This is a genomic window from Saccharothrix sp. NRRL B-16314 (assembly GCF_000716595.1).
Classification (GTDB): Bacteria; Actinomycetota; Actinomycetes; order Mycobacteriales; family Pseudonocardiaceae; genus Actinosynnema.
On record NZ_JNXC01000012.1, the window covers coordinates 102300 to 123294 of the forward strand.

At 71.3% G+C, this 20995-nt stretch carries 15 protein-coding genes and 1 riboswitch; of the genes, 10 read left to right on the forward strand and 5 right to left on the reverse strand.

The features are described from left to right. Window positions 1-415: 415 nt before the first annotated feature. From OQ02_RS19180 to OQ02_RS19195, 4 genes are all read left to right on the forward strand, one after another. The gene (locus tag OQ02_RS19180; protein WP_033439842.1) at window positions 416-1486 is read left to right on the forward strand and encodes an acyl-CoA reductase; all 1071 of its coding nucleotides are present in this window, start codon (window positions 416-418) and stop codon (window positions 1484-1486) included. Continuing rightward, complete coding sequence (locus OQ02_RS19185) at window positions 1483-2859, forward strand: acyl-CoA reductase (protein WP_033439843.1); 1377 nt, start codon at window positions 1483-1485, stop codon at window positions 2857-2859. Before OQ02_RS19180 ends, OQ02_RS19185 begins: the two co-directional genes overlap by 4 nt. A gap of 80 nt (window positions 2860-2939) precedes the next feature. Beyond that, on the forward strand, window positions 2940-4562 hold the full coding sequence (locus OQ02_RS19190; protein ID WP_033439844.1) for a methyltransferase: 1623 nt from the start codon (window positions 2940-2942) through the stop codon (window positions 4560-4562). A gap of 142 nt (window positions 4563-4704) precedes the next feature. Further along, window positions 4705-5856: a sugar efflux transporter gene (locus tag OQ02_RS19195; protein ID WP_231500112.1), complete on the forward strand. Its 1152-nt coding sequence runs from the start codon at window positions 4705-4707 to the stop codon at window positions 5854-5856. Here OQ02_RS19195 and OQ02_RS19200 read toward each other — a convergent pair. Beyond that, window positions 5832-6773, reverse strand: coding sequence for a LysR family transcriptional regulator (locus OQ02_RS19200; protein WP_033439845.1), 942 nt, complete (start codon window positions 6771-6773; stop codon window positions 5832-5834). The genes OQ02_RS19195 and OQ02_RS19200 overlap by 25 nt on opposite strands. A gap of 629 nt (window positions 6774-7402) precedes the next feature. Next, window positions 7403-8611 (reverse strand): DUF3103 family protein, encoded by a 1209-nt coding sequence (locus OQ02_RS19205; RefSeq protein ID WP_051772523.1) that lies wholly within the window; start codon window positions 8609-8611, stop codon window positions 7403-7405. Window positions 8612-8899: 288 nt separating this feature from the next. Next, window positions 8900-9035, reverse strand: a riboswitch (cobalamin riboswitch). A 76-nt stretch (window positions 9036-9111) separates the two neighbouring features. Between OQ02_RS19205 and OQ02_RS19210 the strand changes: the two genes are divergently transcribed. Both OQ02_RS19210 and OQ02_RS19215 read left to right on the forward strand, forming a co-directional pair. Continuing rightward, on the forward strand, window positions 9112-10368 hold the full coding sequence (locus tag OQ02_RS19210; RefSeq protein ID WP_033439846.1) for a cytochrome P450: 1257 nt from the start codon (window positions 9112-9114) through the stop codon (window positions 10366-10368). Between the two features lie 230 nt (window positions 10369-10598). Further along, entirely contained in the window at window positions 10599-11141 is a 543-nt protein-coding gene (locus tag OQ02_RS19215) for an EF-hand domain-containing protein (protein ID WP_033439847.1), read from the forward strand. A 289-nt stretch (window positions 11142-11430) separates the two neighbouring features. Here OQ02_RS19215 and OQ02_RS19220 read toward each other — a convergent pair whose 3' ends face one another. Continuing rightward, window positions 11431-11919: an SRPBCC family protein gene (locus tag OQ02_RS19220; RefSeq protein ID WP_197043397.1), complete on the reverse strand. Its 489-nt coding sequence runs from the start codon at window positions 11917-11919 to the stop codon at window positions 11431-11433. A 276-nt stretch (window positions 11920-12195) separates the two neighbouring features. On the opposite strand from OQ02_RS19220, the gene OQ02_RS19225 reads away from it, so the two are divergent. Next, window positions 12196-13170, forward strand: a complete 975-nt coding sequence (locus tag OQ02_RS19225; RefSeq protein WP_033439848.1) for an NAD(P)/FAD-dependent oxidoreductase — start codon at window positions 12196-12198, stop codon at window positions 13168-13170. 64 nt (window positions 13171-13234) lie between these two features. Here the strand turns inward: OQ02_RS19225 and OQ02_RS19230 are convergent, their stop codons facing one another. After that, entirely contained in the window at window positions 13235-13747 is a 513-nt protein-coding gene (locus OQ02_RS19230; RefSeq protein WP_231500113.1) for an SRPBCC family protein, read from the reverse strand. A 400-nt stretch (window positions 13748-14147) separates the two neighbouring features. On the opposite strand from OQ02_RS19230, the gene OQ02_RS19235 reads away from it, so the two are divergent. The 3 genes from OQ02_RS19235 (at window position 14148) to OQ02_RS19245 (ending at window position 19155) form a co-directional block, all read left to right on the forward strand. Next, the gene (locus OQ02_RS19235) at window positions 14148-15329 is read left to right on the forward strand and encodes a S8 family peptidase (RefSeq protein ID WP_033439849.1); all 1182 of its coding nucleotides are present in this window, start codon (window positions 14148-14150) and stop codon (window positions 15327-15329) included. A 77-nt stretch (window positions 15330-15406) separates the two neighbouring features. Then, entirely contained in the window at window positions 15407-17839 is a 2433-nt protein-coding gene (locus OQ02_RS19240; protein ID WP_033439850.1) for a PEP/pyruvate-binding domain-containing protein, read from the forward strand. Between the two features lie 122 nt (window positions 17840-17961). After that, window positions 17962-19155, forward strand: coding sequence for a cellulose-binding domain-containing protein (locus tag OQ02_RS19245; protein ID WP_033439851.1), 1194 nt, complete (start codon window positions 17962-17964; stop codon window positions 19153-19155). Window positions 19156-19222: 67 nt separating this feature from the next. Here the strand turns inward: OQ02_RS19245 and OQ02_RS19250 are convergent, their stop codons facing one another. Further along, window positions 19223-20950: a S8 family peptidase gene (locus OQ02_RS19250; protein WP_051772525.1), complete on the reverse strand. Its 1728-nt coding sequence runs from the start codon at window positions 20948-20950 to the stop codon at window positions 19223-19225. Window positions 20951-20995 lie beyond the last annotated feature (45 nt).

Genomic DNA, 20995 nt, shown 5'->3' on the forward strand with positions numbered 1-20995 from the left:
ATACCCGCCATTGTTACGGCACGAATGGTCGGATGTCCGAACGCTCTCCGCAATAATGCGGAAAACCGGGCAAGTTTTTGGTCACGAATCTGTCCCCGCACATGGTGTCACGTGATCACCACGCGTGACATGGTGACGTTGCGCAGTCGGGTTGTGACGCGGCCGTGCGTGCGAGTCGGCGTTCCGGGGTCGTTCCGGGGGCGTTCCTGCCGCAGGGAGGAGGTGCCGACCTGGCCTTCGAGCGTTCCGGTTACCGAAGCGGAACGGTCGGCGGCATTCCTACCTGGGCCGTTCGTCCGTCATCCTGTGGCCTCGGCAAACCCCGGTTGGCAGTACGCCGTTCCGGGGGCGGATCCCGTAGTACGGGCCGGTGCGCGCCGACCGTCCGGTCGACCTCGTCCGCAGGAGGAAATCGATGACCGTTGCCCACGACGATCCCCACGTCGCGCGGCTCTTCGATCGCATGGCACAGCTGGTCTCCGAGGGTGTCGGCGATCCGCGGGACGTCCAGGAGGAGCTGGTCGAGCTGGCCATCGCCAACTCGCCCGACGTCGCCCGGTACTGGAAGCAGGTGGGGGTGGGCGTCGGTGTGCCGGACACCGCCTACAAGGACGGCGGGCCGCACCTGTTCCCGGACGCGCCGGCGGTCCGGGTGTTCCGCACCAGCGGCACGACGGGGAGCGGTCGGGGCACCGTCCGGTACTCCGCGCTCGGGCTGGAGCTGAAGCGGCTGGCGATCGAGGCGCAGGCCCGGCGGCACCTGCGGCCGGACGACGGCGTGCGCCCGGTGGTCCTGCCGTTCGTGCCGTCCGAGGAGGCCGCGCCGGAGATGGCCATCGCGTTCGACATGGGGCGGGTCGCCCGGTCGTGCGGCGATCCCGAACTCAGCACGGCGGTCGTCGGCCCGAACGGGGTCGACTTCGACCTGCTGGCGCGGCGGCTGGACACCGCGGTGGCGGAAGGCCTGCCGGTGGTGCTGATCGGCGCGACGTTCGCGTTCGTCAACATCTGCGACGCGCTGGAGGCGCAGGGCAAGAGCTGGCGGCTGCCGCCCGGCTCGCGGCTGTTCGACGGGGGCGGGTTCAAGGGCCGTTCGCGGGTCATGCGGGTGGACGAGCTGCGTGCCGCCGTTCGGCGGGTCTTCGGCATCGAGCGGCACGCCAACATCTTCGGCATGACCGAACTGGCCAACCAGCTGTTCGACTCCGCGGACACCCCGGTCGGCCCGCTCGGCGAACGCCCGAAGGGCAGCCACCCGGCGGGCGGTCCCAAGGTCCGCGACCCGCACACCCGCGAGTACCTGACCGAGGGCACCGGACTGCTGGAGATCACCGACCTGTCCCTGCTCGACCGGCCGCACGTGCTGCTCACCGGAGACCTCGGCATCGCCGTGCCGGAGGGCGTCGCCATCGCGGGCCGCGTCGCGGGCGGCGCCAGTCGCGGCTGCTCGCTCACCCTGGACGAGATGACCGGAGGAGCCGAATGAGCGTGTCGTGGATGCCGGAGTGGGCGCCGGTGGGCGGCGTGCCGTTCACCCTGAGTTCGGGTCCGCACGAGTGGCGTGGCGTCAGACCCGTCGACTGGGCCGTGATCGGGGCCGGGCTGGAGACCGCGCACCGTGAGCTGCGGCGGCTGCCCGTGCGGCGGATCGTGGCCGCCGTCGACGCGGTCGTCGACCTCTGGGCCAAGCGGGACTTCGCCGCGCGCCGCGCCACCGTGCGGGACGCCGCGCGGGTCACCGGCATGTCGGAGGAGACGATCGACCGCGCGTTGGACGCCGAGCTGGGCAACCTGCGTACCGAGCCGCTGCTCGCCGCGCTGACCCGGGACCTGGGCGACCCCGAGGTGCTGGACGGCTTCACGGGCGGCACCACGGCGGTCGGGCCGCGGACCGTGCTGGCCGTGTTCTCCGGCAACGTGCCGGGCCTGCCCGCACGGTCGCTGGTGCGGGCGCTGCTGGTCAAGGCGACCGTGATCGCGAAGGTCCCGGCCAGGGAACCCCACTTCACCGCCGCGTTCCTGCGCACGCTGCACGACGTGGAGCCGGTGCTGGCGGACGCGGTCGTGGCCACGTACTGGGATCGTGACGACGAGGAGACGCTGGAGGCCGCGCTCGGCCACGCGGACGCGGTGATCGCCTACGGCGGCGACCAGGCGTGCGCGGCGATCCGCGCCAAGGTCGGGCCGCACCACCTCTACGAGGAGCACTCGCACAAGCTGTCGTTCGGCATCGTCGACGCCGGGTACGTCGACCGGCACGGTCCGGCCGAGGTGGCCCGGCAGATCGCCGCGGACTGCAGCGACTTCGACCAGCACGCGTGCCTGTCGCCGCAGGTGTACCTGGTGCACGAGCAGCACGCCCGCGCGGTCGCCCGGCACTTGGCCGAGGCGATGCGGCGCGAGGCCCGGGACAGCCCGCCCGGGACGATCGACGCGCAGGACGCCGCCGTGCTGCAGCACCGCAGGCTCGTCGCCGAGTGGCGGGCGGCCGGTTCGGAGCGCAGCGAGGTCTGGGCTTCGGAGGGTCTGGAGTGGACGGTCGTGCTGGACGACGCGCTGACGCCGCTCAGCGGCGCGGGCAACCGGGTGGCCCGGATCGTGTCCGTGCCCGACGTGGCCGCGGCGGTCGACGCGATGCGCCCGTACGCCGAGCACCTCCAGAACGTCGGGCTCGGAGTGGTCGGCGAGGAGTTCCGGCGCACCGCCCGCGAACTGGCGACCCTCGGCGCGAGCCGGGTCTGCGCACCGGGCGCGATGACCAAGGCGTCCATGGTCTGGCGGCACGACGGGCAGCCGCGCATCGCCGGACTCGTGCGCTGGTGCGACATCGAGCTTCACCCCGAGCTGGAAACCTCCTAGCCTGTGCCCGGGGTCACACGCGTTCGCCGTGCCCGCCCTGGTGGGCGCGGCACGCCATCCTCAAGTGGGGGAGACGAGCAATGTCCGTGACGGTTACCGGCGCGCCCGGCGCGCTGGAGGAGAGAGACTTCCGCCGAGTGGCGGAATGCGTGAGCTTCACCCGGGGCACGAGCACCGCGGACGCGTTGGCGGCCGTACTGGGCCATGAGCCGCCCGCCGCGGCCTTACCCCACCTGGAATTCCTGCACGCCGCGGTCCTCGTGGCGGCGTCCCGCGTGCCGGACGCGGTCGGTGCGCTCGCCGGTCTCGGGGTGGCGGCGCGGGAACCCGTCCCGAGCGTCGTGGTGCGGGACAGGCTCCGGCGCAGGACCGGGCAGGACTTCGACGTGCGGATCGTGCGCGGCGAGGTCGAGGGCGGCCCGCGCGAGGTGGAGCTGTTCGTCGTGGCGGGTGGGTCCGCCCTGTCGGCCGCGGACCGCGAGGCCGAGTCGCACCTGGCGTTCCGCGCCACGAGCGACGACGACGTGCTGGTGCGAGGGCTGTGCGAGGTGTTGCTCGACGCGGGCCTCGCCGCGGACGGCGGCGGTCACAACGACCACGAGGACATGACGGTGCTGTACTTCCGCGGCGTCGCGGGGGCGGCCCGGATGGAACTGAAGGTGCCCGGTCACCACCCCAGGCTGCTGGCCCGTCACGTCGGGCCGCCGGACCGGCCGCGCCGGGAGATGCTCGACCTGATGACCGGCGCGTGGCGCACCAGTGCCGTCGCGGTGGTGGCCGAGCTGGGTGTGGCCGACCTGCTCGCCGACGGTCCGCGCAACACCGCCGACCTGGCCGAGCGCACCGGCACGCGGGAGGACAACCTCCGCCGCCTGATGGCGTACCTGGCCGTGCTCGGCGCGTTCCACCGGGATGGCGACGAGTGGTCGTTGACCGACGTGGGCGCGATGCTGCGGAGCGACGCGGCCGGGTCGCAGCGGGACCTGGCCCGCATCTACGGCGGCCTGTTCTACCGGTCGTTCGGTGCGCTGGAGCACACCGTCCGCACCGGCGGGAGCGCGTTCAGCCACGTGTACGGCGTGCAGCCGTTCGAGCACTTCGCCGCGCACCCGGCCGACGCGCGGCTGTTCGAGGGCGCGATGGCGGCGGGCACGGCGTTCCTGGAGCTGGTGCCCGGCGTGCTCGACCTGCCCGCCGGCGGCACGGTCGTCGACGTGGCGGGCGGTGACGGTCGGCTGCTCGGCCTGGTGCTGACCGCCGCACCCGGCCTGCGCGGCGTGCTGTTCGACCGGCCGCACGTGGTCGGCGCTGCGGCCGACGTGCTGGCCGGGCACGCGGAGCGGGCGACGGTGGTCGCGGGCGACTTCTTCCACGACCCCGTGCCGGCAGGCGGCGACGTCTACCTGCTGTCGCGGATCCTGCACGACTGGGACGACGAGCGCTGCTCGGTGATCCTGCGCAACGTGCGCGCGGCGATGGCGGAGGGCGCGACGCTGGCGCTGGTCGAGCGGCCGATCCAGGCCGGCAGGCCCGCGGTGCTGCCGCTGGCGTTCAGCGTGCACATGATGGTGAACACCGTGCAAGGTCGTGAACGCACGACCGACGAGTTCCGCACGTTGTTGTCCGCCAACGGTTTCACGTTGGAGGACGTCCGGGAGCTGCCGCTGGACATGGCGGTGCTCGTGGCGCGCGCGACGGTGTGATAGCGCTCTCACAAGGTCCGGATACTGGAATTTCGTTTCCTCGCCGCCCACCCGGGCGGCGAGGATCGCCGGTGTGGCACTGACCGAACGCCCTGCTGCCGTCCGTTCCCGACCCTTCGTCCCGTTGGTGTCGATGAGCCTGATGACGAGCGTCGGGTACGCGTTGGCGGCGCCGTTCCTGTCCTTGTTCCTGATCAAGGAAGTCGGGGCCGGTCCGCTCGAGGTCGGGGCGTTCCTGCTGATCAGCGCCCTGATGTCGATGGTGGTCAGCACGCTGATCGGCCGGCTGTCCGACTCCCGCGCGATCCGCCGCACCCTGCTGGTCGTGGCGGGCGTGACGGGCGCGGCGGCGTGGGCGCTGTTCGCGGTCCTGCGCGACTACTGGCTGCTGCTCGCGGTGGCGGTCACGCTGAACGCGGTCGCGTCCTCCCAGCTGCCGCAGATGTTCGCCTACGCCCGGCAGCTGCTGGAGCGCAGCGGCTCGGCCAAGGCGCCGTTGGCGATGAGCGGCCTGCGGATGACGATGTCGATCGCGTGGGTCGGCGGACCGCCGCTGGGCGCGCTGCTCATCGTCGGCGGCGGGTTCACCGGGCTGTTCGTCGCCAGCGCAGTGGTGTACGTGCTGGCCGTCGTGGTCGCGCTGGCGTGGCTGCCCGAGCTGGGACCTTCCCCCGCGCCGGCGCACGGCGTCGAACGGCAGTCGGGGCTGCGCCGGGAAGTGGTCTTCGCGGCACTCGCGTTCGTGCTGCTCCAGTGCGCGACGTCGCTCGGCGTGGCGGCGATGCCGTTGTTCGTCACCGAGAACCTCGGTGGCACGACCGGTGACGCGGGCCTCGTGCTCGGCCTGTGCGCGGCCCTGGAGATCCCGCTGATGCTCGGCTTCGGCGCGCTGGCGATCCGGTTCAACCACCGGGTGCTGGTGCTGGCGGGCGGCGCGGTCGCCCTCGCCTACTACGGGATCATGCTCGTGACCGAGGCCACCTGGCAGGTCATGGCCGCGCAGGTGCTGCACGCGATCGTGATCTCGGCGGTGATGGGCGTGGGCATCTCGTACTTCCAGGACCTCGCGCCGGACCGGCCGGGCTACGCCAGCACGCTGTACACGAACACGGCGAAGACCAGCGCGATGCTGGCCGGGCCGCTGCTCGGCCTGGCCCAGTTCCTCGGCTACCGCACCGCGTACGGCATGGGCCTGGTCATGTCGGTGCTCGGGCTGGCCCTGCTGCTGGCCGCCCGCCGTCGGGGAGGCGCCGGGAACGGGCTTTCGCTTCAGGCAACCGAGGGCAGTGCGTAGGGGTGGGTTTCGAGCCAGTGCTCGTACGCCGGTTCGGTCCAGGACAACGTCAGGTGTGCCTGCTGCTGCTTCTCGATCAGGTCGTGCACCATCGCCGAGGACACGCGATCGGACCTCCACACGCACAATTTGCGCTCGACCAGTGACTCCGCCAGTTGGCGCATGACGAGCTTGTTGCCGAAGAACCGCCCGCACAGCGGGCTCGCGAGCGTGACGCCGACGCCGAGGTCGACCGTGCCGAGCAGCAGGTCGACCTCGCCGGACAGCCGCACGTCCGGGGTGAAACCGCTGTCCGCGCACGCCGCTTTCACGATCGCACGCAGGTTGCCGGGGGTCGGGACCAGCCACTGCTCACCGGACAGGTCCCGCAGCGCGATCCGCTCCCGATCGCGGAGCCGGTGCTTCTCGGGCAGCGCCACCCACAGCGGTGTCTCCATCACCGTCGCCGCGCGCACCCCGCGCGGGGGCGTGTACGGGCGGTCCGGGTCGTCGACGATGAACGCCACGTCGGCCTGGCCGGCCTCCACCATCGAGACGGCCACGGCGTCGCGCACGCGCTCGACTCGCACGCGGTAACCCTGCGAGAGCAGGTGGGGAACGGTCACCGCGGGCTTGAGCGACGCCGCCAACGTCAGGTGCTCGGTCCGCTCTTCGTCCAGCGCGCGCAGGTCCCGTGCCATCCTGTCCATCGCCGCGTTGATGGACGTCGTGTGCCGCACCACTATCCGGCCGGCCTCGGTCAGCGTCGCCCCGGACGGGCCTCGCTCGACCAGCTTCACGCCGAGCTGCTTCTCCACCCGCGCCACCTGGCGGGACAGCGCGGGTTGGCTCATCCCGAGCCGCGCCGCGGCACGGCGGAAGCTGCCCTCTTGCCGCAGTGCATCGAGGATCTGCACGTGGTGGAAGTCCAGCCTCACTGACTGCTCCTCGCGGTGGGCTGTTCTTGTTCAGGGCGTTCACGAGGATCATGCCCCGGTGGGGGAGGTGCTGGGAAGATTGCGATGTTGACGCCCGACGAGTGGTGAACCATGAGAAATCTTCGCACTTCTGCGGGATTCCGAACCGCTTCCCGGGCGGCCCGACCGCAGAGGTCGCCTCCGGTGATGCGCGAAACGCATCACCGCGGCCGGAGGTGGCATTTCGCCGGCCCTGCCGTCGGACGTGACGATGTCGGTAGTCGGAGCGCGGCATTTCGCTGCCGGCTCGACCGAAGACGTCGGGGAACGGGAGGAGGTGGCAGCGGGGTCGGCGGTGTCGAGGTCGAAACCGCCGCGAATGGTCGGCTGGTCGGTGAGCTGCCGGCCATTCGCGCACCATCCGTCTGGAGGCCGGTACTCATGCCCGTCAGCACATTCGCGAATTCCGCCGCTGTGCCTGTGCCCGTCGGTCCGTCGTCGGGGTTGGGCCTGACCGTGAGCATCGCCCATCCCGGGGAGATGATCCGGGAGGGTCTGCTGGCGCTGGTCCGGGGGTTCCACGAGGTGTCGGTGTCCCGCTCGTTCGACTCGTGGGCTGCCCTGCGTGCGGCGGGAGGGTGTGGAGCTGGTCATCGTGGCGGTGGAGTTGCTGGGCCGGGACGCGAGTCGTGCGGACGTGTCGCGGTCGTGCCGGGTGAAGGTCTTGTTGCTGCTGCCGGATTGTGATCATCGGACGGTGGCGGCGGCGGTGGAGTTGGAGCCGGACGGGTTCCTGTTCGAGCGGGTGTTGGGCGGTGCCGAATTGCGCACGGCGATGCGGGACGTGATGGCGGGGCGGTTGCACGTGCCGGCGGCGATGACCGCCGGCCTGCTCGCGCGTTGATGATCGCGTTGACGAGCGGGATGTAGGCGCCGCCGTCGACGATGGTCAGCAACGCCTGGGTGAGCGCGAGGGCGAGGTCGCGGTAGTTGGTGCCGCCGTCCTCCTCCATCATGACGATGTCGGCGAGGTTGTACTTGTAGTCGGAGAAGTGGACCAGGAGCTGGTTGGGGTAGTAGGTCTTGCCGTCCTCGTCGAGGTAGGGCAGCTGGACCGTGTCGACCTTGACCTTGCCGTCCAGGCCGAACCCCGCGGTGATCGTGAAGATCTCGGAGTCACCCTTGTGCCACGGCTCCTTGTCGTCCTCCAGGCGGATCGACGTGAGCTGGGTGGCCCAGTACCCCGAGGCGGGCGAGACCGCCGCGCGGGCGTCGGGGGACAGGCCCCGCTGCGCCAGCGTCGAGCGGAGCACTTCCGCGCCCTTGGCGAGCGCGGTCTGCGTGTCGACCTCGACCAGGTACACCGGGCGCAGCGGAACGCGGTCGGCGGGCAGCGCCACCCGGCGGCCCGCGCGGTCGTGTGCCGTCACGACCGTCGCCGCGTCGTCGGCGGGGGAGGACGCGACCAGCGGCTCGGCGCCGCGGTGCAGCGCGGTGGCCATGTCGGCGTGCGCGAGGCGGATCGTGAGAAGGGACGTGCCGTCCTGCGGGAGGCCCTTGGCGGCCAGGACCGCCCGGTCGGCGTCGCGCACGGCCCGACCGAGCGCTGTGTCGCCGGCAGCGCGCGCGAGGGGCACGGCCTGGGTCGAGGTGGTCGACAGGAGGCCGGCCCGTCGTGCCTCGTCGGCGAACTCCCCGGCCAGTCGTGCGGCGATCCGGTCGGTGACCGAGGTGACGGAGTCCGCGGGTGCGGCGGGCTCGGTGGGCGCGGCGTGGGCCGGTGCGGTCACCAGGCCGGCGGTGACCGCGAGGGCGCCGAACGTCGAGACCACGAACCGGGTGGGGCGTGACAGGGACACGGCTCTACCTCCCTTTACTCTGCGTGCAGGGGCGGATGGGGAGAGTGATACCTGAAAGAATTACACGAACTTTTCCCGCTGCATGTCAATGGGGAACCCCGATGTCCACGCTGTTGGGTGTTCGGGGGCGCACGGCCGTTCGCCAGCTCGCTCCGTATCCGACGGTGGCGATGGCGGCGGTCCGACTCGACGACATGTCTGCCTGTCGGGCGCAACGCTGAGCGGACCACCGACAGCCGTGATCGACCTACCCCCGGGCTCCGACCCGATGACCAGCCTGACCGTGTCAGGAGCCGGTATGCGCGGCAGTTTTCGGGCTGGTTCCGGGTGGGATCACCGTTGCGGGTCAGCGCCGGATTTCGACCGGCTTCACCCGTTCACGCGCGATCGTCGATCGTCTGTTACCTGCGATCTCCTGTCAATCCGCCTGTGGCGCGATGCTGCTCACCCCTACGTACGGTTACCGTCGCTCAAGTCAACCTGGGGAAGAGGAGTGTGGGATGACGACTTTGGCGTCCGTGCGCGACGGATTGGTGGCGTGGGTCGCACGGCGTTCGGCGACCCGGTGGGTCGTGGGCAAGATCGGTTCGCGGGCGTTGTCGCTGCTCCCGGACCGTGCGCTGGTCCCGTTGAAGCGGGACGGCGTGGTGCCGGTCGCCGAGTTGGAGCGGATGCGGGAGGCCGGCGCGGTGCACCGGATCCCGGTGCCGTTCGGCTTGCGGGTGTGGTTGGTCACCGGTCAGGAAGAAGCCAAGAAGGTGCTTTCCGACACAGGGGCGTTCAGTAACGACTACGCCCGACTCGGTGCGGCGGTCCGCATCGAGCAGTCGCCCGGAGGCCTCGGTTTCGCCGATCCGCCCGACCACACCCGGCTGCGCAAGCTGCTCACGCCGGAGTTCACCATGCGCCGGCTGTCCCGACTGGTGCCGCGCATCGACGCGATCGTCACCGAGCGGCTGGACGCGATGGAGGCGGCCGATGGGCCGGTGGACCTCGTGCAGGAGTTCGCGCTGCCGATCCCGTCGCTGACGATCTGCGAGCTGCTGGGGGTGCCCTACGAGGACCGTGACCGGTTCCAGGAACTGGCGGCGGCCCGGTTCGACCTGTTCGGCGGTGCGGGGCAGGCGTTGGGCGCCATCTCCGAGTCGCTGTCGTACATGGAGGAGATCGTGCGCCGCGAGCGCCGGTCGCCGGGGGACGGCCTGATCGGGGCGATCATCCGCCAGCACGGTGACGACGTGAGCGACGTCGAGCTGGCGGGCCTGGCGGACGGCGTGCTGACCGGCGGCTTCGACACGACGGCGTCGATGCTCGCGCTGGGTGCGATCGTGCTGCTGACCGACGACGACGCGCGGGCGGCGATGCGTGACGACGACGCGGCCACCGCGCCGCTGGTCGAAGAGCTGCTGCGGCACCTGAGCGTGGTGCAGGTGGCGTTCCCGAGGTTCGCCCGGCACGCCCTGCGGGTCGGTGACCAGCAGATCGAGGAAGGCGACGTGGTCGTGGTGTCCCTGACGGCGGCCAACCGCGAGGGCACGACCGACTTCGAAGCCGGTCGACCGGCGTCCGCGCACCTGGCGTTCGGCCACGGCGCGCACCGCTGCGTGGGTGCCGAGCTGGCCAGGATGGAACTGCGCGCCGCCTACCCGGCCCTGCTGCGCCGTTTCCCGAAGCTCCGCATGGCCGGCGAGGACCCGGCCTTCCGCGCCGCGTCGATCGTCCACGGCGTCGACCGCCTGATGGTCCACACCCGCTGACCTCGGTGTGGCACGCGGGGGTCCTGGGCGTTCGACGCGCTCAGGACCCCGTGATCGACCCCGTGCTCGACCTCGCGTTGCCCGCCGGTCAGGTAGGGCCATCCCAGGAGCAGACGTCTGCCGCGACGTTCTGCTATAACTTGTTCAAGTGAGTTCGTGCGACAGCTGCTCGCCCCCGCGCGGTGGCGACGCCAGTGTCCACTGAGGACGAACACCTGGGAGGCGGTCCGGTGGTCGAAGAACTGAGGCGGCGGAAGCTGGAGAAGGTGTACGGCTCCTTCGACGCGGACCGGGACGGCGTGATCGACGAACTCGACATCACCGCGCTGGCGCAGGTGTGGTGCGACACCTACGACCTGCCGCCGTACTCGGAGCACTGGCGCAGCGTGCACCTCCACGCGCACCGGATGTTCCGGGCGATGCCCGGTCGGCCGAACGTCGAGGGGGTGGAGCAGGTCACCGTCGAGGACTGGGTGGCCTGGGGGGACGACCCCGGTTTCGCCGACTTCGTCGAGGCGTCCGCGATCCCGTTCAGCATGGCGGTGTTCGCCGCGGCCGACAAGGACCGCGACGGCCGGATCACCGCGACGGAGATGATGGCCGCGCAGATGCGGGGCGGCATGTCCGAGGAGGAGGCCCGGCGGGCGTTCACCATGCTCGACACCGATCGCGACGGCTACGTGACGACGGACGAGTACGTCCAGGCGGCGAGGGCCTTCTACCTCAGCGACGATCCCGCGGAAGCCGGCAACTCCATCGCGGGCGACGTGTGAACCGGGTCCTGCCCGCCACTCGTCCTGCCGCAATCCGCTATCGTTAATTCAACCGTTTGGCGGAACGGTGAGGCGTCCGGACACCCGTGCACGTCCGGTTGGCCGAAGCTCCGAAAACCCGATTTGTGCGGCCCGCCGGCCGGTTCGCGATTTCCGTGCCACGATTACGCGCCATTTCGCACGATCGCGTTCATCTGCCGTGTACGGACTGAATTCCTGCGAATCGCCTGGTCGCGGAGTCGCGCTCCGGTCCGGTGCCTTCTCAACGCGCGCTCCGGCCGGAATTCGGTTACTCCGCTCCGGGAACGCCGTCGGGGTGCCGGTCGGCGACGAGGGTCAGCACGACACCGTGCTCCAGCAGCGCCTTGGCGGCGGCGATGGCCTCGGTGAACCCGCCCATCGAGCCGATCGCCCAGGCCACGACCTCGTCGGCGTCGTCGCCGCCGAACCCGGTCTCCACCAGCTCGACCAGCGTCGTGGCCTCTGACCTGGCCGTGAACCGCATCTCGAACGTCGTCGGCGTCGGCCCGTTGCGCCACTCGGCGACGAACCGGCTGTCCTGCTCGAACTCCTTCACGCGGACGTCGGCCGAGACGCCGTACATCCCCCACGTCCACCGCAACTCCGCGCCGGCGGCCACCGGCCCGGTGCTCTCGGTGAACCAGAACCTCGTGGTGACGGCCGGATCGGTGAAAGCGCGGAATACCTCGGCGACGGGTTTGCGGATCAGCATCGCCGTGGTGACGACCGGGGGATTGTCGAGACGGGAACTGCCCACGGTGTTCTCCTCCTGGCATCGTCCGCGATACGCACGGAGGCTACCGCACGTGAACACCGGTGAACCACGACGGCGATCCGATTCACCCCGATCGGGCAGGCGTGCCGCTGTTTCGCGAGTTCACCGACGTAGCGGTCCTCCGTCCGCCCGGCACGTCGGATGACTACGATAAGGTATGACTTCCCGCCGGCGGTGGAGTGGGGAAGTGCCCGCTGCGCGGGTCGCGCCGCCGGAGATGGTCCGCATGTCAGCTCACGAAGCCGATCGGGAGACCAGGTGACCGTTCAGGAACGCAAGACCGACTACGACGTCGTGGTGATCGGCGGTGGTGCCGCCGGGCTCGGGGGCGCGCTCATGCTGGCGCGCGCGCGGCACTCGGTCCTGCTGGTGGACAGCGGGCAGCCGCGCAACGCGCCGGCCGCCCACATGCACGGCTTCCCGACCCGCGACGGCGCGTCGCCGGTGGAGTTCATCAAGGCGGGCAGGGCGGAGCTGCGCGGGTACGGCGTGGAGCTGGTCGACGCGGTGGCCCGATCGGCCTCCGCGACCGAGGACGGCATCCGGGTCGAGCTCGACGGTGGGCGCGTGGTGCGCGGGCGCAGGCTGCTCGCGGCCACCGGGTTGCACGACGAACTGCCGGAGCTGCCCGGACTGGCGGAGCGCTGGGGCAAGGACGTGCTGCACTGCCCCTACTGCCACGGCTGGGAGGTCCGCGACCAGCGGATCGCGGTGCTGTCCACCGGTCCTTTCGCGGTGCACCAGGCGATGCTGTTCAGCCAGTGGACCTCGGACCTGCGCCTGCTGCTGCACACCGGTCCCGAGCCCACCGAAGCCGAGGCCGAGGAGCTGGCCGCGCGCGGTGTCGAGGTCACGCCGGGCGAGGTGGAGCGCCTGGTGGTCGTCGACGACAAGTTGACCGGCGTCCGCCTGCGCTCCGGGGAGACCATCGCCGTGCAGGCGGTCGTGGCCGGCCCCAGGTTCGCCGCGCGGGCGGACGTGCTGCGCACCTTGGGGCTGGTGCCGACGCCGTGGCCGGGTGACGTCGGCGACTACATCGCCGCGGACGCCGACGGGCGCACCGAAGTGCCGAACGTGTGGGTCGCGGGCAACGTCACCAGCCCGGCCGCGCTGCTCCTCGGCGCTGCGGCGGCGGGTGCACAGGCCGCCGTGACGATCATCGACGACCTGCTCGCCGAGGACACCCGCCGCGCGGTCGAGGCGAGGCGGGCAGCGGCGGCGCCCTCGCGGTAGTCAGCTCGTGCGGTAGTCGGCTCTTGCGGTGATCAGCCTTCGCGGTCAGCGGTTCTCGCGATGGTCAGGGGGCGACGGGGGCGGTCCGGCCGGTTTCCAGCAGGGTCTTCATGCCGGTCATCAGGCCGGGCCACCCACCGCTGCCCTCGAGCTGCCCGCTGATGGCCTGGTACATCAGGCTGTCCGGCTCGAAGTCGTCGTGGGTGATGGTGAGCCGCACCGCCCGCCCGTCGTCCTCCGGCACGATGTCGAAGGCGACCTTGGACGGCCGCTCCCGTGCCCGCCTGGCCAACTCCTCGTCGGACCAGCCGAAGAGCATCGCGTGCGACCGCTGGAAGCGGTGCCACGTGTAGGCGAGTCTGCGGTGGGGCTCGGACTCCAGCACCACCTGGCCGATGTCCTCGGCCGCGCCGCCCGGTTCGTACTGCCACAGCACCGGTGAGCCGACGCGCCAGTCCGACTCGAAGGCCATGCCGAACCAGTAGCGGCGGGTGAGGTCCGGCTCGGTCAGCCCGCGCCAGACCTCTTCCGGCGTGGCGTCGATGCGGATCGTGTAGACGAGCACGGGGCCGTTCATGAGCATCACGCTCCCGTTCTCCCGGGCTGTCGCACGCGCACCGGGTTGGCATAATTACTATCGGTTCTTAAAGTAAGATAACGCCGCCGGGAGTGCCTGGCCAGTCCTGCGCCAGGCGTGGGCTCCCGCGTGGACTCCGGCCCGACGTCGGTGGGCGTACCCCTCGACCCGGTCGGCCCTCACCAAGCGCCCGCCCGAGCGAACCGGGCATTACCAGTTATCCGTTATGTCCACCGAGCGTGACGCCGGTCGGGCCTGTTCGCGGCCGTTCGGCCGACCTCCGTTGACCTTGGCATAACTGCTGGTCAGGCTGCTGGTGTACCCACGGACGAGTGACCGTTCGCCCCGTCAACCCTGCGTCGGGGCGCGCTCGCCGGGGGTCGTCCGAAGGAGCCGTTCCGTGCGTCCTTTCAGCAGAGCCCTCGCCATCCTCGCCGCCCTGTCCGCCGCGACCGGAGCCACCACCGCGACCGCGGGCGCCGAACCCCTGCACCAGGCCGACGTCGTCCTCGCGACGGCGTCCGCGACCGTCCACCCGATCAAGGACTCCTACATCGTCACGCTGGGCACCACCGCCCGCAGCGGCGCCGAGGTGGCTGCCACGACGGGCGTCACGCCGACCCACGTCTGGAACGCGGCGTTCCACGGGTTCGCCGCCAAGCTCACCCCGGCGCAGCTGCGCAAGCTCAGCCGCGACCCGGCGGTCACCGCGATCGAGCAGGACGTGCTCGTCACCGACGCGCTCGACGCCACCCAGGTCAACCCGCCGTCGTGGGGCATCGACCGGGTCGACCAGCGCAACCTGCCCCTGTCCAGCACCTTCAACTACACGTACACCGGTGCCGGCGTGCACGCGTACATCATCGACACCGGCATCACGCCGGGCCACGTCGACTACGGCGGCCGGGCCACGTTCGACTACAACGCGTACGACACCAACAACACCGACTGCCACGGCCACGGCACGCACGTCGCCGGCACCATCGGCTCCAACACCTACGGCATCGCCAAGGGCGTGCGCCTGCACGGCGTCAAGATGATGAGCTGCTCCGGCGGAGCGACCACCACGTCCGCGATCAACGCGATCAACTGGGTCACCGCCAACCACACCAAGCCGGCCGTCGCCAACACGTCCTGGAACTTCACCGCGTCGGCGAGCCTGGAGACCGCGATCCGCAACATGATCTCGACGGGTGTCTTCCTGGCCACCTCGGCGGGCAACACCGGCGGCAACTCGTGCGACCGCCTGCCGCGCAAGGTCGAGACGGCCAGCGTGGTCGCCTCTTCCACCAACACCGACGCCCGGTCCTCGTTCTCCAGCACCGGTGCCTGCGTGGACCTGTACGCCCCCGGCAGCTCCATCGTCTCGACCGTCCGCACCGGCGGTTCGGGCACGATGAGCGGCACGTCGATGGCGACCCCGCACGTGGCGGGCGTGGCCGCGCTCTACAAGCAGAGGTACGGCGACCAGTCGTCGGCCACCGTGCACAACTGGCTGAACGCCAGTGCCACGCCGAACGTCGTCAGCGGCGGCACCACCGGCGGCACGGTCAACCGGCTGCTGTTCACCAACGGCTCCTGACCCCGACCCCTGGCGCGCGGGTGGGCTTCCCGCGCGCCAGGGACCTTCCCTCAGGAAGGCTCTGCGAAGATCGGCCCATGGGGACCACCGCGCTGGTTCTGCCGCTCGCCGATCCCGCCGCCGACCTGGACTCGGTGGGTGGGAAAGGCGCCTCGCTGGCCCGGCTCGCCGCCGCCGGCCTGCCCGTGCCGGACGGCTTCCACCTGACCACGCACGCCTACCGCCGGTTCGTCGGAGACAGCGAGGCGCGGATCGGGGAGGCGCTGCGCGGTGACGACGCGGCGGCCGTGATCGCCGCCGAGTTCGCGGGCAAGGACGTGCCGCCGGACATCGCCGCCGCGATCCGCGCCGCCCTGCCGCCGGGACCGGTCGCGGTGCGCTCGTCGGCGACCGCGGAGGACTTGCCGGACCTGTCGTTCGCGGGCCAGCACGACACGTTCCTCGACGTCACCGGCGACGACGTGCTCGACGCGGTCAAGCGGTGCTGGGCGTCGCTGTGGACGGAACGCGCCATCGCCTACCGCGCCCAGAACGGCATCACCGACGTCGCGCTGGCCGTAGTGGTGCAGGAGATGGTGCCGGCGGACGCGGCCGGTGTGCTGTTCACCGCGAACCCCGTCACCGGCGCGCGGACCGAATCGGTGGTCAACGCCGCGCCCGGCCTCGGTGAGGCTTTGGTCGGCGGTGCCGTCACCCCCGATGAGTACGGGGTGACCTCCGGCGCGGTGCGGCGGTCGGGCGACCTGCTGTCCGACGCCGAAGTGCTCGAGCTGGCCGGGCTGGGGGAGCGGATCCAGGACCTGTTCGGCATGCCGGTGGACGTCGAGTGGGCCGTGGCCGACGGGCGGATCTCGGTGTTGCAGGCCAGGCCGATCACCGCGCTGCCGGACGCGCCTGCGGAGGACGGGATCGCCGGAGTCGGAAACGCGGGAGCCGGGAACGCCGAGGTCTGGAACGACAGCCTGCGCGGCGACTACCTGTGGACGTGCGCGAACCTGCGTGAAGCCGTGCCGAGCGTGATGACGCCCGCCACCTGGTCCTTCGCGAAGGTGCTCGCCCAGCCGCCCATCGCCGGTCACCCGATGACCGGCAACATCGGCGGCCGGTTCTACCTGAACCTCAGCGTCGCGCTGGCCGTCGGATCGGCGCTCGGACTGGGGCTCGGCGGGTTCATGCTCCGGACGACCGAGCAGTACTTCGGCCGCATCCCGCCTGGCGTGGAGCTGCCGGGGCTGCCGATGTCCCGCCTGGCCGTGCTGCGTGCCGCGGTCGGCGCGGCGGGGCCGTTCCTCCGGCAGGGCCGGGAGTACCGGGCGAAGATCGACGGCCTGCTGGTCTCCGCGCCGGACCGCGCCGAACGGCTGCACGCCGCCTTCCTCGCCGCGTCCACACCGGCCGACCTGCTCGCCCTGTGGAAGTCCGATGTGGACGAAGTGCTGCACGTGGACGCCAGGGTGTTCGACGCGGGCGCGCGCAACGGCTCGATGTCGTCGCACAAGGTCCGCCGCCGGTTGGTGGGGCTGGTGGGGGAGGACGACGCCACCGCGTTGCTGACCGGAGCGCACGGCGCGGCCGGCGAGTTGGAGAGTTTGGGCCCGCTGCTGGGCTTGGCCCGCCTGAACCGGGGCGAGATCACCCGCGAGGCGTACGTCCGGCAGTACGGCCACCGGTTCGCCGACGAGTTCGAGGTGTCCGCGCCGCGCCCGGCCGAGGACCCGGAGTGGCCCGGACGGCCGGACTTCGGGGTGGATCCAGAGGAGTTGCTGGTCCGGCAGGCAGCCGTGCGCGACGCGGCGTGGGAACGGCTGCGCGCCGCCCACCCCGGCAAGGTGGAACGCCTGCGCCGACAGGTGGACGAGCTCGCCGAGCTGGCCCGCGAGCGGGAACGCGCGAGGTCGGAGTTCGCCCGCGCGTTCGGCGTCCTGCGGGCGTTCCTGGTGCGGGTGGGTGAGGTGACCGGGCACGGCGACGACGTGTTCTTCCTGCCGATCGGGGAAACCCTGCGCGTCCTGGAAGGCGACGAGAGCCCGCTGGCAGCGGTCCCGGCACGCAGGGCCGCCTACGACCACTACCGCGCGCTGCCGCCGTACCCGACGGTGATCCGGGGCCACTTCGACCCGGAGGCCTGGGCCGCCGACCCGAACCACAGGGCGGACGTGCACGACTCCTCGGCCGAGCCACTGGGCGACGCGGTGTCCGGCTTCCCCGGCGCCGCGGGGGTGGTGGAGGGCGTGGCGCGGGTGATCCACGACGTCGAGGACGGCGCGGCGCTCCGGCAGGGCGAGGTCCTGGTGACCACGGTGACCAACATCGGCTGGACCCCGCTGTTCCCCCGCGCCGCCGCCGTGGTCACGGACGTCGGGGCGCCCTTGTCGCACGCCGCGATCGTGGCCCGTGAACTCGGCATCCCGGCCGTCGTCGGCTGCGGGAACGCGACCACCCGGATCAGGACCGGCGACCGCGTCCGGGTGGACGGCGGGCGCGGCACCGTGAACGTGCTGGACCGGTAACCGGGCGGTAAGCGCGTTCGACCCAGCGACCGTTGCGGCGGGCGGAGTATTCCATTGGGGTGACGGAATCGTTACAGTCTGTTTCTGGGAACGCTCCCAGAAACGACAACGAAGGGGTTGTTGTGCGAAATCTGCTGGCGGCGGTAGCCGCTGTGGTGTCAGTAGCCGGGTTGGTGGTGATCGGCGGGACCAGCCCTGCGGGTGCGGCTCCCGTCTGCGCCGTGGACTACAAGCTCAACCAGTGGTCCAACGGGTTCACCGCCAACGTGACCGTGACCAACCAGTCCGCTCCGGTCACCTCGTGGAACCTCACCTGGACGTTCGCCGGCAATCAGGCGATCAGCTCCGGGTGGAGCGCGAACGTGACGCAGTCCGGCACCCGGGTGAGTGCGTCCAACATGCCGTGGAACGGTTCCCTGGCGACGGGCGCGAGCGCCCAGTTCGGCTTCCAGGCCACGTACAGCGGCACGAACGCGACACCGACCGACTTCGCGTTCAACGGTGTCTCGTGCAGCGGTGACCAGACCACGACCACCACGCCCACGTCCACCACCACGAGCACGTCCACGAGCACGTCCACGTCCACCACGACGTCGACGACCACCACCACGACCACCACGACGACGAGCAACCCGACCGGCTGCGGCACGGCGGCGTTGTGCGACGACTTCGAGTCGCAGACCGGGACCGCCCCGTCCGGCCGCTGGACCGTCGGCGCGGCCAACTGCACGGGTCAGGGCGTGGTCGGCATCGACAGCTCGGTCGCGCACAGCGGCTCGAAGTCGGTGCGGGTGAACGGCGCGTCCGGCTACTGCAACCACATCTTCTTCGGCACCCCGGTGTCCGGGTCCGGCCCGTTGTACGGCCGGTTCTACGTCCGCCACACGACGGCCCTGCCGATGGCGCACGTGACGTTCATGGCCATGAAGGACTCCGTGGACGGCGGCAAGGACCTGCGGATGGGCGGCCAGAACTCGGCGCTCCAGTGGAACCGCGAGTCCGACGACGCCACCCTGCCGGAGCAGAGCCCGGTCGGCGTGTCGAAGAGCAAGCCGCTGCCCACGGGCCAGTGGAACTGCGTGCAGTTCACCGTCGACCCGGCCGGCAAGATCGCGACCTCGCTGAACGGCGAGCCGGTCGAGGGCTTGCAGGCGGACGGCGTGTCGACGCCGGACGTCGACGGGCAGTGGCTGCGCAAGACCAACTGGCGGCCCGCCGTCACCGACCTGCGGCTGGGCTGGGAGAGCTACGGCGACGGCGCCAACACCCTGTGGTACGACGACGTCGCGGTCGGCTCCTCGCCGATCGGCTGCTGAGGTAGGCCATTCCGTGGAAGGGGGAGGGCCGGCGGACGCCGACCCTCCCCCTTCCGGTGTTCCAGGATCAGGACGCCGTCACGGAGACGTCGTCCAGCACGAACGAGGTCTGGTAGGACCAGTCCTCCGCGCCGGTGAAGCTCAGCGTGACGCTCTGGCCCGCGTACGCGCCCAGGTTGAAGGTGCGCACGGCGTAGCCGGACGGGTTGAGGTTGGTGTAGGTCGCCAGGGTGGTCGAGCCCGCCTTGACGGTGAAGGTGTCGAACACGGCCGGCTCGTACTCCTCCGTGCTGATCTTCAGCCACAGCGACAGGGTGGTGTTGGCGCAGCCCGCCGGGACGGTGACGGTCTGGGTCAGCGTCTCGGTGTAGGTGTAGCCGTAGCCGCCGATCCAGGAGGAGCGGGTGCCCGAGCGCGGGGAGCCTTCGCCGGTCCACGCGCCGATCGTCCAGGTGGCGTTGGACCAGCCGGTGGTCCCGTTCTCGAACCCGCCGTTGACCAGCTTCTCACCGGGCGCGGAGCACGAGCCTCCCGGCGGGGTGACGGTCCAGGTGAACGTGGTGCCCGCGGACTTGCCCGCGCTGTCGGTCGCCGTGGCGGTCACGGTGTAGGAGCCGGCCGTGGTGGGCGTGCCCGAGATCAGGCCGGTCGACGCCGCGATCGCCAGTCCGGGCGGCAGGCCGGTGGCCGACCACGTGTACGGCGGCGCACCGCCCGACGCCTTCAGCTGGAGGCTGGTGGCCGTGCCGACGTTGCCGGTCTGGTTGCCCGGCGGGGTGACCGACGGGTTGCCGGGGCCGGGGTCGCCGGTGTTGACGTACAGCAGCCGGTTCGGCGAGCCGGTGCCCGGACTGGTGATCTTGTCCGGGGTGGAGTTGGCGACCATCGCGTTGGCGACCTGCGCGGGCGTCAACGACGGGGTGGCACCGAGCAGGACCGCCGCGCCGCCCGCGACGTGCGGTGCGGCCATCGACGTGCCGCTGATGGTGTTGGTCGCGGTGTCGTTGGTCATCCACGCCGAGGTGATGTTCTGACCCGGCGCGAAGATGTCCGTGCACGTGCCCCAGTTGGAGAACGAGGCACGCGCGTCGGTGTTGGTCGACGCGTTCACGGTGATCGCCTCGGCGACCCGCGCCGGGGTGAAGTTGCACGCGTCGGCGTTGGAGTTGCCGGACGCGATCGCGTAGGTGACGCCGTCGGCGATCGAGTTGCGGACCGCGTTCTCGCCGGTGGTGTCGCTGCCCTGGCCCCCGAGGCTCATGTTCGCCACGGCCGGGCCGGAGGTGTGGTGGCCGGTGACCCAGTCGATGCCCGCCGCGACGCCGGCGAACGAGCCGGAGCCCTGGCAGTTGAGCACCTTGACGGCGATCAGGCGGACGCCCTTGGCGACGCCGTGCGCGGTGCCGCCGACGGTGCCGGCGACGTGCGTGCCGTGGCCGTTGCAGTCGGTGTTGTTGGTGTCGACGGTGTTGGTGCCCCAGGTGGCACGGCCGCCGAAGTCGCTGTGCGTGGTCCGGATGACGTAGGCGACGCCGGGTTCGGCGGCCAGGCGGCGCGCGGCGCGTTCGGACAGCGTGCCCGCGAAGCCCTTCAGCGCGTGGCGGTAGGTGAAGTCGACCTTGGCGTCGTACTTGGCGCTGAGGTCGGAGGTGAGCGCGTCGACGCTCTGGGTGGTCACGTCGTCGTAGACGACGATGTAGCTGTCGTTGATGGCGGTCGGGCTGTCGGTGCCCAGGATGTCGCCTTCGGCGGCGGCGGCGGGCGTCGCGCCGGTGGCCAGCGCCAAGGCCGTCACCGCCGCGCCGGCTAATGCGGTCAGGGTTCGTCTTGATCCGCGAAC